Source organism: Streptomyces sp. NPDC005483 (assembly GCF_040606035.1).
GTDB lineage: Bacteria > Actinomycetota > Actinomycetes > Streptomycetales > Streptomycetaceae > Streptomyces.
Window position 1 is genome coordinate 22,493 of record NZ_JBEXEA010000027.1, and the last position, 15,992, is coordinate 38,484.

Genomic DNA, 15,992 nt, shown 5'->3' on the forward strand with positions numbered 1-15,992 from the left:
CTCCAGAACCGCCGGATCAACCGGCCAGGCCCACCACCAGCCAGATGAAACCCACGCCCGCGACCGTGCACAGCAGGGTCGAGCGGGCGGGGTGTTCGTGGTGGGCCTCGGGGAGGATCTCGGCGGCCGCGAGGTAGAGGAGCGCGCCGCCGAAGAGGCCGAGATAGCCGCCGAGCAGACCCTCCGGGATGGTCACGAACGACGTCGAGGCGGCGCCCAGCACCGGAGCCACCGCGTCCGCGAACAGCATGGTCAGCGCTTTGCGGCGGGCGTTCCCGTACAGGCTCGTGATCGTGTACGTGTTGAAGCCGTCCGCGAAGTCGTGGGCCACGACGGCGAGTGCGACCGCCGTGCCCATGCCGCCGCCCACCTGGAAGGCGGCGCCGATCGCGACGCCGTCCATGGCACTGTGGCCGACCATCGCGCCGGCGGCCGTCAGGCCCACCTCGGGCACCCGGCCGTCGTGCTCCTCGCCGCCGTGCGCGGCCTGGCGGGCGGCCAGCAGGCGTTCCACCAGATGGGCCAGCAGGAAGCCGGCCACGAAGAGGAGCAGGGCCGCGGGAACGCCGAAGACCTCGTCGCCGGCCGCGCGCAGCGCCTCCGGCAGCAGGTCCAGCCCGACCACGCCGAGCATCAGTCCGCCGGCCAGGCCGAGGACCAGATGGCGGCGGTCGGTCACCCGCTGAGCCGTCCAGCCGCCGGCCAGCGTCATCAGGAACGCGCCGAGCGCGACGAAGACCGCCATAGGGCCTTCGTATCCGATCAACCCCCGTTCACGCACATCCGGCCCCCGCGCCGACCGCACCCCTAAGACCTTTTGTGACGAGAGGACCGATTTCCATGGCCGATGCCCCCACCGGCAAGGTGACCTTCGTCGGTGCCGGCCCCGGCGCCGCCGATCTGCTGACGTTCCGGGCCGCGCGCGCCATCGCCGAGGCCGACGTCGTGATCTGGGCCGCGAGCCTGGTGCAGGCGGAGGTCCTTCAGCACGCGCGCGAGGACGCGGAGATCCTCGACTCGGCGACCATGTCGCTAGAGGACGTCGTCGCCGTGTACGAGCGGGCCCACCAGGAGGGCTTCAGGGTCGCCCGGATCCACTCCGGCGACCCCGCCCTGTGGGGCGGCACGCAGGAGCAGCTCGACCGGTGCGCGCGGATCGGCATCGCCACCGAGGTGGTGCCCGGCGTCTCCGCCTTCTCTGCGGTCGCCGCGCTCGCGCAGCGCGAGCTGACCATCCCCGAGGTCGCGCAGTCCGTCGTGCTGACCCGGCTCGGCGGCGGCAAGACGCCGATGCCGCCCGGCGAGGAGGTACGGGAGTTCGCCAAGCACGGCACCACCATGGCGATCTTCCTGTCCGCGGCCCGCAGTGGGCAGTTGGTGCGGGAGCTGCTGGAGGGCGGCTATCCGACGTCCACCCCGGTCGTGGTCGCCTACCAGGCGACCTGGCCCGAGGAGCTGGTCGTGCGGTGCACGATCGAGACGCTGGAGGAGACCGTCAAGGAACACAAGCTGTGGAAGCACACGCTGTTCCTGGTCGGGCCGGCCCTCGGCTCCGAGGGGACACGGTCGCACCTCTACCACCCCGGGCACTTCCACGGGTACCGCAAGGCGGACCCGGAGGCGCGGCGGGCGTTGCGCTCGCGGGGTGCGAGCACGTGATCACGGTGGTGGGTACGGGGACGGGGGCGGCGCCCCCGGAGTCCCTGGCCGGTGCCGAGCTGGTCGTGGGCGGGCGGCGGCACCTTGACGCGGCGGCGGTCCCCGCAGGCGCCGAGCGGGTCGTCCTCGGACCGCTCGCACCGGCGCTGGACATCATCGAACGGCATCACGACAAGGGGAGCCGGGTCGTCGTGCTGGCGTCCGGAGACCCCGGGTTCTTCGGGATCGTGCGGGTGCTGGCGGAACGGTTCGGGGCGGCTGCGTTGGACGTCCGTCCTGGTGTGTCCTCCGTGGCCGCCGCGTTCGCCCGCGTGGGGTTGCCGTGGGACGACGCGGTGGTCGTGAGCGCGCATGGGCGGGATCTGCGGACGGCGGTGAACGTGTGCCGGGCTCGTCCGAAGGTGGCGGTGCTCACGGGGCCGGGGGCTGGGCCTGCGGAGCTCGGTGCCGCGTTGGGTGGTCGGGCGGCTGCGGCGCCGTCGGGACCGGTCGCGCCCCGCGGCGGGGCCGCAAACAGACACAGCCCCGCGCCCCTAGGGCGCGTTCTCGTGGTCGCCTCCGAATTGGGTACCGGGGATGAGCGTGTCGAGTGGGTCACCCCTGCCGAGGCCGCGAGCCGCGAATGGGGCACGGCCGTCAGTGTCGTCCTGTGTCTCGACGAGCGGCGGACCATCGGTGCTGTGCGGACGGTCGCCGGGGCCGCAGCCGTTCCTCCTGGTTGGGCCCTCGCCGAGGACGCGTTCGCCCACCGAGACTCGATGATCACCAAGTTCGAAGTACGGGCGCTGGCGCTGGCCCGGCTCGGGCCGCGGCTCGGGGATCTGGTGTGGGACGTCGGCGCGGGCTCCGGTTCCGTGGCCGTGGAGTGCGCGCGGCTCGGTGCCGCCGTCGTCGCGGTCGAGAAGGCCCCCGACGGGATCGAGCGGATCCGCGCCAACGCGGCCGCGCACGAAGTCGACGTCCAGGTCGTCCACGGGTCGGCGCCGGACGCGCTCGCCGGACTGGACGACCCGGACGCCGTGTTCGTCGGCGGTGGTGGACGCGAGCTGCCCGGCATTGTCGCCGAGTGCGCGCGGCGGGCCCGGCGGAGCGTGGTCGTCGCCATGGCCGCGCTGGACCGGGTGCCGGCGGTACGCGCGGCCCTCACCGGCGCCGGCTTCGACTGCGACGGCGTACTGCTCCAGTCGTCGCGTCTCGCACCGCTGCCCGGGGACGTGACCCGGCTCGCGGCGACCAATCCGGTCTTTCTGCTGTGGGGTGCCAGAAACCCCGTCTCTCGTGAAGGAGTTGCTCAGTGATCGGCCTCATTTCCGCCACCGCGGCGGGGGCGGCGGCGCGCGACCGGCTGGCCGCGGCCTGGCCGGACCGTACGCGCGTGTACGACGGGCCCGTGGGGGACGCCGTGCGGCGGGCGTTCGCGGAGTGCGAGCAGCTCGTGTGTTTCCTGGCCACGGGGGCGGTCGTACGCCTGATCGCGCCGCTGCTCGGTGACAAGGCGTCCGACCCGGGTGTGGTGTGTGTCGACGAGGGCGGCCGGTTCGCCGTGTCCCTGGTCGGCGGGCACGGCGGCGGTGCCAATGAACTCGCCCGGGAGGTCGGGCAGTTGCTGGGTGCCGAGCCGGTGGTGACGACGGCGACCGACGCGGTGGGCGTGCCGGGGCTCGACACGCTCGGGCTGCCGGTGGAGGGTGCGGTGGCGGCGGTGTCACGGGCGCTCCTGGACGGGGAACCCGTCGCCCTGCACAACGAGTCGGGCTGGCCGCTGCCTCCGCTGCCGGTCGCCCCGGAGGGGGCGTACGGCATCCGTGTCACGGACCGGCTCGCCGAGCTCTCCGAGCGGGAGGTCGTGCTGCGGCCGCCGACGCTCGTGGTCGGCGTCGGCGCCTCCAAGGGCGCGCCCGCCGAGGAAGTACTGGAGTTGATCGAGAGGTCGTTGCGGGAGGCCGGACTGTCTCCTCGTAGCGTCGCGGAACTCGCCACCGTGGACGCCAAGGCCGAGGAGCCGGGGATCGTGGCGGCGGCGGAGCGGCTCGGCGTGCCCCTGGTCACCCACTCGGCCGAGGAGTTGGCCGCCGTCGAGGTGCCCAACCCGTCGGACGCGCCGCTGGCGGCCGTCGGCACCCCGTCGGTCGCGGAGGCCGCCGCTCTGATCGGCGGCGGCGAACTCCTCGTCCCCAAGCGGAAATCGGCGGCTCTGCCGGCGATGGCCACCTGCGCGGTCGTACGGCGTCCCGCGCGTGGCCGGCTCGCGGTCGTCGGGCTCGGTCCCGGCGCCCGGGACCTGCTCACGCCCCGCGCGAAGGCGGAGTTGCGGCGCGCTTCCGTGCTCGTGGGGCTCGACCAGTACGTCGACCAGATCCGTGATCTGCTGCGGCCCGGGACCCGGGTCCTGGAGTCGGGCCTGGGGGCGGAGGAGGAGCGGGCGCGCATGGCCGTCGAAGAGGCCCGCAAGGGCCAGGCGGTCGCGCTGATCGGCAGCGGGGACGCCGGCGTGTACGCCATGGCCTCGCCCGCGCTCGCCGAGGCCTCCGACGACATCGACGTGGTCGGCGTCCCGGGCGTGACGGCGGCGCTCGCGGCGGCCGCGATCCTGGGGGCCCCGCTGGGCCACGACCACGTGTCCATCAGCCTGTCCGACCTGCACACCCCGTGGGAGGTCATCGAGCGGCGGGTGCGCGCGGCGGCCGAGGCGGACATCGTGGTCACCTTCTACAACCCCCGTTCCCGGGGCCGGGACTGGCAGCTTCCCAAGGCGCTCGCGATCCTCGCCGAGCACCGGGAGCCGGCCACACCGGTCGGTGTCGTGCGCAACGCCTCGCGGCCGGACGAGTCCGGTCGGTTGACGACCCTGGCCGCTCTCGACCCGGCGACGGTCGACATGATGACGGTCGTGACCGTCGGCAACACGGCCACCCGTGACATCGCGGGGCGCATGGTGACGCCGCGCGGCTACCGCTGGCAGACGTCGGAGGAGGGCTCGAAGTGAACCGTGTCGTCCACCCGATCGAGGTGGAGTCCTACCGGCGGCTGCGCGCCCGCCTGGACACCTCGCACTTCCCGCCGCTGACCCGGGCGGTCGTGGAGCGGGTCATCCACTCCGCCGCCGACCTGGAGTACGCCACCGATCTCGTCATGGACGAGGGCGAGTTGGAGAAGGCGCACGCCGCGCTGCACTCCGGTGCGCCCGTCGTGACGGACGTGGAGATGGTCGCGGCCGGCATCACCCGGCGGGAGACCGTCTGCCGGTTGAGGGACGCGAAGTCCGGGCCGGGGCTGACCCGTTCGGCCCACGCGATCCGGCTCGCCCACGAGCAGGTCGGCCCGGGGGCGATCTGGGTGATCGGCAACGCGCCCACCGCGCTGGAGGAGTTGCTGACCCTGGACGCGGCCCCGGCGCTCGTCATCGGGCTGCCCGTCGGCTTCGTCGGCGCGGTCGAGTCCAAGGCCGCGTTGCGCGAGAGCGGGCTGCCCGCCGTGAGCAACGTGTCCGAGAAGGGCGGTTCGGCAGTGGCCTCCGCCGCGCTCAACGCCCTGCTGTACCACCCCCTTGTCCAGAAGACCGAGGAGACATCGTGACCACCCCGCCGCCCGCCCTGCTCATCGCCGGTCATGGCACCCGGGACGATGCCGGAGCCGAGGCGTTCCGCGACTTCGTCCGGGAGCTGGGGGCCCGCCATCCCGAACTGCCCGTCGCGGGCGGCTTCATCGAGCTGTCCCCGCCGCCGCTGGGCGACGCGGTGACCGAACTGGTGGAGCGCGGTGTCCGCCGATTCGCCGCCGTGCCGCTGATGCTGGTGTCCGCCGGACACGCCAAGGGCGACATCCCGGCGGCGCTGTCCCGCGAGAAGGAGCGCCACCCCGGGATCTCGTACACCTACGGACGCCCGCTGGGCCCGCACCCGGCGCTGCTGAACGTCCTGGAGCGGCGCCTGGACCAGGCGCTGGGCGCCACCGGCGGCCGCACCCCGACGGACCGGGCGGACGTGACCGTGCTGCTCGTCGGTCGCGGCTCCACGGACCCCGACGCCAACGCCGAGGTGTACAAGGCGGCGCGGCTGCTGTGGGAGGGGCGCGGTTACGCGGGCGTGGAGACGGCGTTCGTGTCGCTGGCGGCGCCCGACGTGCCGAGCGGTCTCGACCGGTGTGTGGCGCTGGGGGCGCGCAGGATCGTCGTGCTGCCCTACTTCCTGTTCACCGGCATCCTGCCGGACCGGGTGAAGCAGCAGACCGAGGGCTGGGCGGCCGCGCATCCGGAGGTCGAGGTGCGCTCGGCGGAGGTCATCGGTCCGGAGCCGGAGCTGCTGGACCTGGTGATGGAGCGGTACGAGGAGGCCGTCAGGGGCGATCTGCGGATGAACTGCGACTCGTGCGTGTACCGCATCGCGCTGCCGGGCTTCGAGGACAAGGTGGGCCTGCCGCAGCAGCCGCACTTCCACCCGGACGACGACGGCCACCACCACCACGACGGCCACCACCACGGCACCCACACCCATGCGCACTGACAGGACCGACAGCGCCGGGGGGCACGATCTGCGCCACCACGGTGACGCCGAGGTGCGGGACGACGGCGCGCGGCTCACGGATCTCGCCGTCAACGTCCGCGCGGACACTCCCCCGGCCTGGCTGCGGGAGCGGATCGCCGACTCGCTGACGGGGCTCGCCGCCTACCCCGACGGGCGGCGGGCGCGGGCGACGGTGGCGGCCCGGCACGAGGTGCCCGTGGAACGGGTGCTGCTGACGGCGGGGGCCGCCGAGGCGTTCGTCCTGCTCGCGCGAGCTCTGACGGTTCGTCACGCGGTGGTGGTGCACCCGCAGTTCACTGAGCCGGAGGCGGCGCTGCGGGATGCCGGGCACGAGGTCCACCGGGTGCTGCTGCGGGAGGAGGACGGCTTCCGGCTCGATCCGGCGGCGGTCCCCGAGGAGGCCGACCTGGTGGTCGTGGGCAACCCGACCAACCCCACCTCGGTCCTGCACCCGGCCGCCACGGTCGCCGAACTGGCGCGCCCCGGGCGCACGTTGGTGGTGGACGAGGCGTTCCTGGACGCGGTGCCGGGCGAGCGCGAGGCCCTGGCCGGGCGCACGGACGTGCCCGGACTCGTCGTTCTGCGCAGCCTGACGAAGACGTGGGGCCTGGCGGGGCTCCGGATCGGTTACGTCCTCGCCGCCCCGGAGACGATCGCCGCCCTGGAGCGCGCCCAGCCCCTGTGGCCGGTCTCCAGCCCGGCCCTCGCCGCGGCCGTGGCGTGCATGGAGCCGCGGGCCCTCGCGGAGGCCGCCCACGCGGCCCACCGCGTCTCCACCGACCGGGCCCATCTCGTCGCCGGGCTACGGGAGTTCGCTCCGGACGGCCTCCGGGTGGTCGAACCGGCCGAGGGCCCTTTCGTCCTCGTACGCCTGCCGAAGGCCACCGTCGTACGACGGCATCTGCGCGACCTGGGTTTCGCGGTGCGGCGCGGGGACACGTTCCCGGGGCTCGGTGAGGAGTGGCTGCGGATCGCGGTGCGGGACCGGGCTACGGTGAACCGGTTCCTCCAGGTGCTGGATCAGGCGGTGACGTTGTCGAAGGGGTGAGCTCGCATGTGGGACGGTCCCTTTTACCGGGTCAGGCGTGACGGGTACGAGATCTGCTTCGTCCCCAGTGAGGGCGAGGACCTGGACGAGGTCTGCAACGTGGACATGTGGGTCACCCGTGACGACGGCGATCGCTGGTGCGGCACCATGTTCACGCTCGACGAGGTGCACCGGCTCATGGACCATCACCAGCGGTCGGGCGCCCTGGAGGGCGACTACTGGTGGTGCTGGGACGGCCTCATCGTGCGTGACGCAGGTCTGCCGTCCATGGTGAAGGTCATCGACGGGCTCGTCACCGCCGGCGATCTCGAGTCGGTCCTTCGCCATATCGGCCCCGAGGAGGACGTCTGATCCTCACTCCCGTTCCTGCGGGCCCACCCGTTCCCTGACACCGTCCGGGAACCGCACCTCCACCACCCCCTCCGCATCGACCAGCGCACGCGCCCCGGTGTGCGGGCCGGTGCCGAGCGTCACGAGGGTGACCAGGAGCGGCCCGGCGCCTTCGAGGACGGGGGTGGCCGAGTGCCGCCCGTACGCGTTGGTGTCCTCGGCCGCCACGACGGTTCCGGCGCCCTCGCCCCAGCCGTACAGGCCGACGATCGTGCTCGTCAGTCCGTCCGCCGCCCGGCGGACCCGCGCCCAGCCGGGCCCGGACACGGCGACGGGCGGCCCGGTGTCGTCGGCCAGGGCCCAACCTCCTTCTCTCACCCGGCCGTTGTGCGCCTCGTCGATGCGGTGCACGCGGATCTCCCAGGGGCCGTGGACCACGCTCACGGTCTCGACGCGGTGGCCGAGCGCGCGGTGCCAGGAGGCGGCCCTGTTGCCTTCGCAGTGCAGCGGGTGGATACGGCCGCGGGGGGACGGCGTGCCGTCGGGGGCGAGCAGGGCGAGGTGGTTGTCGGGGCCGAGGGGGGTCTCGGGGGCGGTGGCGGTGGAGTAGGCGAGCTTGGAGTAGTGGGGGCTGTCGGCGTCGGTCGCGGGTGGGGGCGGGAGGCGGTCGGTGCCGTGGTTGACCAGGCGGACGATGCCGTCGGAGGCGGTCGAGTGGATCAGCCAGCCGGGGGCGGGAAGGGCGAGGACGGTGTCGGTGGTGTCGACGGGGCCGGGTTCCTCGGGAGCCGTCCACACGGGGTGGTCCGCGGGCAGCAGCAGCCCTAGGAACGCCTTGCTCGCCCAGTACGGGGAGGCGGGGCCCGAGTAGCGCTGGAGCACTCCGGGGAACGGCCGGTACCAGCCGAGCGAGAGCAGGCCGCGTTCGTCGGGGACGCCCCGCTCGGTGAAGTGCTTCAGGGTGCCGGAGGCCAGGCGGCGGGTGACGCCGGGCGGCAGCGGGGTGGCGTCGGCGAGGGCGCCCGCCCAGAGCGGGGCGGCGGCCGCGAACCGGTAGGTGAGGGAGCGGCCCTGGTGGACGGGGGCGCCGTCGGAGCCGAAGAAGTACGGGTGGACGCCGAGGAACTCGCGCAGCCGGTCGCGGTGGCGGGCCACGGTCCGCGGGGCGGCGCGCGGTCCCGCGATCCGGGCCCACAGCACCGGGTACAGGTGCAGCGCCCAGGCGTTGTAGTAGTCGAACTTCTTCCCGTCGCCGTCGGTGTACCAGCCGTCGCCCCGGTACCAGTCGTCCAGCCGGGCGAGGCCCGCGTCGATCTCCGCCCGGCTGTGCGGAGCCCCGACGGACGCCAGGAACTCCTCCGTGATCACCTGGAACAGCCGCCAGTTGGAGTCGTTGGCGGTCGCCCCGACGAAGTGGCCGAGCCACTCGGCCACCCGTCCCCGCACGCCGTCGTCCAGCCGGTCCCACAGCCAGGGCCGGGTCTCGTGCAGCGCGAGGGCGATGGAAGCCGCCTCCACCATGGGCTGGGCGCGGTCGGCGATCGGCGGCCAGTGCTCGGGGTGCCGCGGATCGGTGCCGGCGGCGAGTCCGGCGGCGTACCGCTCGATGAGTGTGGGGCTGACGCGGCCCGCCGCCCCCGCGATCCGGAAGGCGGCCAGCAGGAAGGACCGCGCGAACCCCTCAAGGCCGTCGGACCAGACCCCGGAGTGACTGGGCGGTCCCGGCAGCCGGTACTGGGCGAAGCCGGGGGTGGCGTAGGGCAGGATCCCGTCGAGCAGCCGGTCGGCGAGAGCTTCCCAGTGGGCGCGGGTCCAGCCGGTGACGGGGGATGAGAGCCGGTCGAGGGGCGGGAGCAGATGCGTCGGCTCGTCGGACGGTGACACGGGCGGCGCGGTCATACGGTTTCCGGTCCTCCACGGATCGAGGGTGAGGGTGGCGCTCCTTCAGTGGCGCGGCGATTCAGGAGCGCGGGGCTGTATCGATATGCGGCTCCGCCGCGGGGCGCGACCAGCCACGAATCACCCGCGGTCGCCGGACCCCCTTCCGGGCGGAGCGACGCTTCGGCGCACGACGATGTGCGTACCGAGAAGATGGTGGGACCCCGCCGCACTGTCCGGGTCGCGCAGAGCGATCCGCACGGCGGCCCGTCCCAGCTCCTCCGCGGGAGTCCGCACCGTCGTCAGCGGGGGGTTGAAGTCCTCGGCGAGCGGGATGTCGTTGTAGCCGACGACGGAGATGTCCGCCGGCACACCGAGCCCGGCGTCGGCGATGGCACGCAGCGCCCCCGCGGCGACCATGTCGTCCCCGGCGACCACGGCCGTGAACTCCCTGGCCTCCTTGAGCAGTTCGGCCATGGCGCGCAGCCCCGCCGCCCGTCCGAGCCCGCAGTCGACGACCCGTGCGGCCGCCGGCGGCAGCCCGTGCTCGGCGAGCGCGGCCCGGTACCCGGCGACTCGCGCGTCGAGGGCGGTGTTCCCGAGCAGCCCGCCGAGGAAGACGATCCGCCGGTGCCCCGCGGAGAGCAGGTGCCCGGTGATCGCCCGGGCCCCCGCCTCGTTGTCGAACTCGACGACCAGCGCCGGGATGTCAGGATCGGGAGCGGGGCGGCCGCACAGCACCAGCCGGGCCCCGGAGGAGGCGAGGGCCTGCGCGTAGTGGGCCACGCGGGAGCGGTACGCCTCGTCCTCGACGACCCCGCCGACGAGGATCACCAGCCGGGCCCCCTCCTCCCGCATCAGCTGCACGAACTCCATCTCCCGCTGCGGATCCCCGCCGGTCGCCCCGACCACGCACAGCCACCCGCGGTCGGCGGCCTCGGCCTCCACGCCCTCGGCGACCTGGGCGTAGAACGGGCTGGTGACCTGCCGGACGACGACGGCGGCCATCTTGCGGCCGCCGCCGACCAGCGCCCGGGCGTGCGCGTTGGCGACGTAGTCGAGATCGCGTGCGGCACGCAGGACACGGGCCCGGGTCGCGGCCGGTACCGGGTGGTTGCCGCTGAGCGCGCGCGAGGCCGTCGCCATCGACACCCCCGCCCGCTCGGCGACCTCACGGATCGTGACCCGCCTCCTGGACCCCGAGTCCGTCATGTCGTTCTCCATCCCCCGCGTCTCCTGTTCCACCGGCGGCGCCTCATGTGTTGGCCGCGTAGTCCTTCGCGAACTCCCCGGCCATTCTGTCGCCGCCCTGGGCCCGCCACTTCTTGACCACCGCGTCCCACTCGGACAGCGGCAGCCGTCCGGCGACGATGCCGGTGACGGCATCGTCGAGCATGGCCTTGAGTGTGGTGCCCTGGGCGTTCTTGGTCCGGGACTGGAGGCCGTTGGAGGCGTTGCGGATGGCGTGCGGCACGACCTTCTGCTGCCAGGAGTGCAGGGCCCGTACGGCGTCCGGCATGCCCGGCACGAACAGCACCTGGGGGCCCTCGGCGAGGTACTTCAGCGGCAGGTTGGTGTTGTTCTCGACCTCGCCGAGCTCGGTGGGCTCGGGTGAGCCGTCCTTGCCGCGGGTGAAGTGGGTGCCCTCGACGCCGTAGTGGACGAGCTCCCACTCCTTGCTGCCGAAGGGGGCGGCCAGGTAGTCGAGGATGCGCAGGAGGAGTTCGACGCGCTCCTTCTTGGCCTTCTTCAGGACGGTGTAGCCGAAGGAGCGGCGGGCGGCGACGATCCCGCCGGCCTCGCCGTCCACGCTGTACGGCAGGGCTGCGGCCGGGGTCAACTTGCCCTGGGAATCCCGGTACTTGGGCAGGTAGGCACCGAAGCCGTCCTGCATGGAGCCGACGGTGCCGTTGTAGTAGAGGGTGGTCAGGTCGATCTGCGAGACGGATGTGGAGTCCGGGTAGTAGGAGCCGTTCTTGCGGAGCCGGGCCTGGTAGGCGATGGCCGCCTTGTAGCGTTCGTCGGCGGCGCAGTGCCGGAAGGTGCCGTCCTTGGTGACAGCCCACTCGTTGGGCGCGTTGTGGGCGGCGGCGTGCACGGCGTTGCCGAACAGGGAGCCGTTCGCGGCCCCGAGCGCGTAGGTGCGGCCGCTGGTGGCCCGCTGTGCGACGGCCGCGAAGTCCTCGGAGGTCCAGCCCTCCTTCATGCCGGCGTCGGTGAACAGGCCCTGGTTGAGCCAGAGGGTGGAGCCGGGCAGCGGGCGTTCCAGCGGGATGCCGTAGATACGGCCGCCGACGCGGCCCATGTCCTGCCAGGCGTGGGTGGGGATGCCGGCCAGGTTCGGGTAGTCGGCGACCGCCTCGCCGGAGAGGTACGGGGTGAGGTCCTCGGCCCGGCGCTGCACGAACTCGGCCTCGCGGGGCAGGACGAACCCCGAGAACAGGTTGATGATGTCGGGCAGGGTGTCGGGGTCGCCCGCCATGACGGTGGCCATCTTCTTCTGGTAGTCGGCCTGGGAGACGATCGTGTACTCGATCTTCACGCCCAGCGCCTTCTCGACGGCGGCCCAGAACCGGTTCGCCGAGGACGGCTTGGGAGGAGTGCCGAAGGACACCGACATGACCTTGACGGTGGAGCCGTCGCCGGGGGTGCGGGAGACGGATGTGACGAGGTCGGCGGGGTAGGCGGTGTATCCGGCCTGGACGCCCGCCTCGGTGGGGGCGAGGTCCGGCTTGGGCCCGCTCGCCGCCTTGTACGCGGGCCAGGGGGCCAGCTTCTTGCCCGCGTTGGAGACGTCGCTGTCGCCGGAGCCGGTGGAGCAGGCGGTCAGCGCACCGGGGAGGGAGAGGGCTCCCGCGGACAGCAGCAGGGTGCGTCGGGACAGGCTGGGCATGGGTGAATCACCTCGTGTCGGCTTGTGTGAGCTCGGGTCAGCTCTTGATGGCGCCGGTGAGCACGCCCTTGGTGAAGTACTTCTGCAGGAAGGGGTAGACCAGCAGGATCGGCACGGTGGCGATCACGAGGACCGCCATCTGCACGGTCTGCGGGGCGGTGACGGTGCCCTCGCCGGTGGTGGCGTCGGTGAGCCCGGAACCGGCCACCACGTAGGTGCGCAGCACCTGTTGGAGGGGCCAGTGGTCGCTCTCCAGGTAGAGCGAGGCGTAGAACCAGGAGTTCCAGTAGGCCACCGCGTAGAAGAGGCCCACGACGGCCAACGCGGCCTTGGACAGCGGCAGTACGACGGAGACGAGCACCCGCCAGTCCCCCGCGCCGTCGAGGCGCGCGGCCTCGTACAGCTCGTCGGGGATGCCCTGGAAGAACCCGCGCAGGACGACCAGGTTGAAGACATTCACCAGTACGGGCAGCACCAGCGAGGCGTAACTGTCCAGCAGGCCCAGCTCCTTGACCAGCAGGAAGCTCGGGATCATGCCGGGCGGGAAGAGGAACGTGAACAGGACCAGGAGGAGCACCGGGCGGCCGCCGAAGACGCCGGGGCGGGCGAGGGCGTAGGCGAGGGTGACCGTGCACAGGAGGCTCAGCAGGGTTCCCACCACCGTGACACCGATGCTGACCCCGAGGGCGTGGGTGACGATGCCGCCGTCGAGGATGTCGCGGTAGGCCTTCAACGACGGGTTCGTCGGCCACAGGACCCAGCCGCCGTTGGCCACGACCTCCTCGGTGGAGGCGAGCGAGGTCGACACGATGACGAGGAACGGCACGCAGACCAGCAGGACGACCACGGCGAGGGCGAGCGCCTTGCCGGCCTGGGTCACCGGCCTCGGTTTCTCCATCCATCCCGGACGGGTCCGGTCACTCACTTGTAGACCCCCTGTTCGCCGAGGCGGTGGGCGACCTTGTTGGCGGCGTAGACGAGGAGGGCGCCGACGACGCCCTTGAACAGGCCCGCGGCGGCGGCGAATCCGTAGTCGCCGCCGACGATGCCCTGGTAGTAGACGAAGGTGTCGATGATCTCGGAGGCCTCGGGGCCGACCGCGTCGCGCTGGAGCAGCATCTGCTCGAAGCCGACGGAGAGGATGTCACCGAGCCGCATGATCAGCAGCAGCACGATCACCGGCCGGATGGCGGGCAGGGTGACGTGCCAGAAGCGCCGCCAGGGGCCCGCCCCGTCGATCGCGGCGGCCTCGTACTGCTGCTCGTCGACCTGGGCGAGGGCGGCGAGGAAGATGATCGTGCCCCAGCCGGCGTCCTTCCAGATGACCTGGGCGACGACGAGCGGCTTGAAGGCGTCGGGGTTGCCGATGATGTCGACGCTGTGCAACCCCATGCCGTCCAGGCCGGAGTTGAGCAGTCCGGTGTCGCCGAGCAGCTGCTGGAAGAGGGCGACGACGATCACCCACGAGATGAAGTGCGGGAGATAGGCGACCGACTGGACGAACCGCCGGACGCTGCTCCAGGTGAGGCTGTGCAGCAGCAGGGCGAGGCCGAGCGGGACCGGGAAGTAGAACACGAGCTGGAGGACGGCGATCCACACGGTGTTGACCACCGCGTCCCAGAACGCGGTGTCCTCGAACATCCGCCGGAAGTTGCCGAGTCCGGTCCAGGGGCTGCCCCACAGGCCGTCGAAGGGGACGTACTCCTTGAACGCGATGACGTTGCCGACCAGCGCGCCGTAGTGGAAGAGCAGGAAGTAGGCGAGGCCGGGCAGCATCAGCAGGAAAAGGGTTCTGCTCTGGAAGCGTTTTCGTCGGACGACTGCCAAGGCTCTCCCTCTTCCTGGTGGGTCAGATCGAAGAGGAAGTTAAAGCGCTTTCATTCGTGGGTCAACAGTTCTGACAAAGATGGGAAGTTGGGGCAGGTCAAAGCATTGCGACAGGGGGCGCCCGGGAGTGAAAACGCTCTCATGGCTTCAGGCCGGTGCGGAGGCGGCGGGCCAGGAGGACGCTCGCGATGATCACCCGCACGCCCGCGAGCATGAAGGCGAAGAAGCCGACCCAGGGGATGAAGACCAGGACGCCGAGGACGAGCGCGGCACAGCTCAGCCAGCGGGGCAGCGGCGAGTGTTGGCGCGGACGGTGGCCAGGCCGGCGGCCAGGAGCATCAGGCCCATACCGGCGACGAACGGGATGAAGAAGTCCTCGCCGATGGCGTGGAGCGCCTGGAGCGCCTGACGGCCCGGCTGAGGACCTGTCCGAGAGGTCCAGCAGGCCCAGGGGAGGGTCGCGCCCACCAGGAAGCGCGCGGCGAGCAGGACGCCGCTCGCGAGCACCACGCGGTGCAGCCACTCGCCGACGGGTGGGACCCCCAGCGACAGCGATCCGCCGGGAGTTCACACGATCACGGGGCGCATCCGTGCACGCTTTCGAACCCGCCCGCGCGCAGTGCCTACTCCACCACCCGGCCGTTGAGCACGACCTGGAGCGGGGCGGCCAGTGCGCGTACGTCCGTGCGGGGGTCCTGTTCGTACACCACCAGGTCCGCGGGCGCTCCCTCCTCCAACCCGGGCCGCCCCAGCCAGTTCCGGGCACCCCATGTGGTCGCCGACAGCGCGTCCAGCGGGGGGATTCCGGCCGTCACCAGTTCCTCGACCTCCGCCGCCACCAGGCCGTGCGGGAGGGTGCCGCCCGCGTCCGTGCCGACGTAGACCGGGATGCCGGCGTCGTAGGCGCCCCGGACGGTGTCGTAGCGGCGTTCGTGGAGCCGGCGCATGTGGGCCGACCAGCGGGGGAACTTGGACTCGCCGCCGTCCGCCAGCTTCGGGAAGGTCGCGATGTTGACCAGGGTGGGGACGATCGCGACGCCCCGCTCGGCGAAGAGGGGGATCAGGTCGTCCGTGAGGCCGGTGGCGTGTTCGACGCAGTCGATGCCCGCCTCGACCAGGTCCTGCAGGGAGTTCTCGGCGAAGCAGTGCGCGGTGACGCGGGCGCCGAGGCGGTGGGCCTCCGCGATGGCCGCCTCGACCGCCTCCCGCGGCCAGCTCGGGGCCAGGTCGCCCGCCTCGCGGTCGATCCAGTCACCGACCAGCTTGACCCAGCCGTCACCCCGGCGGGCCTCCTGGGCGACGTACGCGACGAGCTCCTCGGGCTCGATCTCCCAGGCGTAGTTCCTGATGTAGCGGCGGGTGCGGGCGATGTGCCGGCCGGCCCTGATGATCTTCGGGAGGTCCTCGCGGTCGTCCACCCAGCGGGTGTCGGAGGGCGATCCGGCGTCGCGGATCAGGAGGGTGCCGGCCTCCCGGTCGGCCAGCGCCTGCTTCTCGGCCACGTCCTGGTCGACCGGGCCGTGCGCGCCCAGGCCCACGTGGCAGTGCGCGTCCACCAGACCGGGCAGCGCCCAGCCCGACACCGTACGGATGTCACGGGCGGCGACGGGACGGTCGTAGGAGATCCGCCCGTCGACCACCCACAGCTCGTCCCGTACGTCCTCCGGGCCGACCAGGATCCGGCCCTTCACGTGCAGCACCGCGCGATCGCTCATGCACCGCACCCTAGCCAGCCGGGGGTCACGTCTCCCAGAGTGGTGGGCCCTCGAAGGCGGACTGGTGGACGTCGAGGAGGACCGCCGCCTCGACGCCGGGGGCGCTTGTGCGGCCAGTG

At 72.6% G+C, this 15,992-nt stretch carries 15 protein-coding genes; 7 read left to right on the top strand and 8 right to left on the bottom strand.

Translation table 11 applies throughout. From position 1 onward, the window contains the following. Positions 1-16 precede the first annotated feature (16 nt). Positions 17-745: a ZIP family metal transporter gene (locus tag ABZT06_RS37120; RefSeq protein WP_355751498.1), complete on the bottom strand. Its 729-nt coding sequence runs from the start codon at positions 743-745 to the stop codon at positions 17-19. Between the two features lie 95 nt (positions 746-840). On the opposite strand from ABZT06_RS37120, the gene cobM reads away from it, so the two are divergent. From cobM to ABZT06_RS37155, 7 genes are read left to right on the top strand one after another with little or no spacing between them, the layout of a single operon-like run. After that, the gene (cobM, locus tag ABZT06_RS37125) at positions 841-1,659 is read left to right on the top strand and encodes a precorrin-4 C(11)-methyltransferase (RefSeq protein WP_355751500.1); all 819 of its coding nucleotides are present in this window, start codon (positions 841-843) and stop codon (positions 1,657-1,659) included. Beyond that, entirely contained in the window at positions 1,656-2,957 is a 1,302-nt protein-coding gene (gene cbiE, locus ABZT06_RS37130) for a precorrin-6y C5,15-methyltransferase (decarboxylating) subunit CbiE (RefSeq protein ID WP_355751502.1), read from the top strand. Before cobM ends, cbiE begins: the two co-directional genes overlap by 4 nt. Further along, on the top strand, positions 2,954-4,645 hold the full coding sequence (gene cobJ, locus ABZT06_RS37135) for a precorrin-3B C(17)-methyltransferase (RefSeq protein WP_355751504.1): 1,692 nt from the start codon (positions 2,954-2,956) through the stop codon (positions 4,643-4,645). Before cbiE ends, cobJ begins: the two co-directional genes overlap by 4 nt. After that, positions 4,642-5,235, top strand: a complete 594-nt coding sequence (locus ABZT06_RS37140) for a precorrin-8X methylmutase (RefSeq protein ID WP_355751506.1) — start codon at positions 4,642-4,644, stop codon at positions 5,233-5,235. Before cobJ ends, ABZT06_RS37140 begins: the two co-directional genes overlap by 4 nt. Beyond that, positions 5,232-6,161 carry a sirohydrochlorin chelatase gene (locus tag ABZT06_RS37145; protein ID WP_355751508.1) on the top strand — a complete coding sequence of 310 codons (930 nt, stop codon included), beginning with the start codon at positions 5,232-5,234 and terminating at the stop codon, positions 6,159-6,161. Before ABZT06_RS37140 ends, ABZT06_RS37145 begins: the two co-directional genes overlap by 4 nt. Further along, entirely contained in the window at positions 6,151-7,230 is a 1,080-nt protein-coding gene (cobC, locus tag ABZT06_RS37150; protein WP_355751510.1) for an Rv2231c family pyridoxal phosphate-dependent protein CobC, read from the top strand. The genes ABZT06_RS37145 and cobC overlap by 11 nt, the downstream gene beginning before the upstream one ends. A gap of 6 nt (positions 7,231-7,236) precedes the next feature. Continuing rightward, positions 7,237-7,581 (top strand): hypothetical protein, encoded by a 345-nt coding sequence (locus tag ABZT06_RS37155; RefSeq protein WP_355751512.1) that lies wholly within the window; start codon positions 7,237-7,239, stop codon positions 7,579-7,581. A gap of 3 nt (positions 7,582-7,584) precedes the next feature. Here the strand turns inward: ABZT06_RS37155 and ABZT06_RS37160 are convergent, their stop codons facing one another. The 7 genes from ABZT06_RS37160 to ABZT06_RS37190 form a co-directional block, all read right to left on the bottom strand. After that, positions 7,585-9,459: a DUF2264 domain-containing protein gene (locus ABZT06_RS37160; protein WP_355751514.1), complete on the bottom strand. Its 1,875-nt coding sequence runs from the start codon at positions 9,457-9,459 to the stop codon at positions 7,585-7,587. Positions 9,460-9,579: 120 nt separating this feature from the next. Further along, a complete protein-coding gene (locus ABZT06_RS37165; protein WP_355751516.1) occupies positions 9,580-10,650 on the bottom strand; it encodes a LacI family DNA-binding transcriptional regulator in 1,071 nt (356 codons plus the stop codon). A gap of 43 nt (positions 10,651-10,693) precedes the next feature. Further along, positions 10,694-12,331, bottom strand: coding sequence for a sugar ABC transporter substrate-binding protein (locus tag ABZT06_RS37170; protein WP_355751518.1), 1,638 nt, complete (start codon positions 12,329-12,331; stop codon positions 10,694-10,696). Between the two features lie 37 nt (positions 12,332-12,368). Then, positions 12,369-13,256 carry a carbohydrate ABC transporter permease gene (locus tag ABZT06_RS37175; RefSeq protein WP_355751520.1) on the bottom strand — a complete coding sequence of 296 codons (888 nt, stop codon included), beginning with the start codon at positions 13,254-13,256 and terminating at the stop codon, positions 12,369-12,371. Beyond that, positions 13,253-14,107 carry an ABC transporter permease subunit gene (locus ABZT06_RS37180; protein ID WP_355751653.1) on the bottom strand — a complete coding sequence of 285 codons (855 nt, stop codon included), beginning with the start codon at positions 14,105-14,107 and terminating at the stop codon, positions 13,253-13,255. Before ABZT06_RS37180 ends, ABZT06_RS37175 begins: the two co-directional genes overlap by 4 nt. A gap of 327 nt (positions 14,108-14,434) precedes the next feature. Beyond that, a complete protein-coding gene (locus ABZT06_RS37185) occupies positions 14,435-14,668 on the bottom strand; it encodes a hypothetical protein (protein WP_355751521.1) in 234 nt (77 codons plus the stop codon). 113 nt (positions 14,669-14,781) lie between these two features. Continuing rightward, positions 14,782-15,873: an amidohydrolase family protein gene (locus ABZT06_RS37190; protein WP_355751523.1), complete on the bottom strand. Its 1,092-nt coding sequence runs from the start codon at positions 15,871-15,873 to the stop codon at positions 14,782-14,784. Positions 15,874-15,992 lie beyond the last annotated feature (119 nt).

What these genes read in the sequence shown, in the direction of transcription:
- ABZT06_RS37120 (WP_355751498.1), bottom strand. Translation starts at nt 745, where the DNA reads ATGGCGGTCTTCGTCGCGCTCGGCGCGTTCCTGATGACGCTGGCCGGC.
- ABZT06_RS37155 (WP_355751512.1), top strand. Translation starts at nt 7,237, where the DNA reads ATGTGGGACGGTCCCTTTTACCGGGTCAGGCGTGACGGGTACGAGATC.
- cobC (WP_355751510.1), top strand. Translation starts at nt 6,151, where the DNA reads ATGCGCACTGACAGGACCGACAGCGCCGGGGGGCACGATCTGCGCCAC.
- ABZT06_RS37180 (WP_355751653.1), bottom strand. Translation starts at nt 14,107, where the DNA reads ATGCTGCCCGGCCTCGCCTACTTCCTGCTCTTCCACTACGGCGCGCTG.
- ABZT06_RS37170 (WP_355751518.1), bottom strand. Translation starts at nt 12,331, where the DNA reads ATGCCCAGCCTGTCCCGACGCACCCTGCTGCTGTCCGCGGGAGCCCTC.
- ABZT06_RS37190 (WP_355751523.1), bottom strand. Translation starts at nt 15,873, where the DNA reads ATGAGCGATCGCGCGGTGCTGCACGTGAAGGGCCGGATCCTGGTCGGC.
- ABZT06_RS37165 (WP_355751516.1), bottom strand. Translation starts at nt 10,650, where the DNA reads ATGACGGACTCGGGGTCCAGGAGGCGGGTCACGATCCGTGAGGTCGCC.
- ABZT06_RS37160 (WP_355751514.1), bottom strand. Translation starts at nt 9,459, where the DNA reads ATGACCGCGCCGCCCGTGTCACCGTCCGACGAGCCGACGCATCTGCTC.
- cobM (WP_355751500.1), top strand. Translation starts at nt 841, where the DNA reads ATGGCCGATGCCCCCACCGGCAAGGTGACCTTCGTCGGTGCCGGCCCC.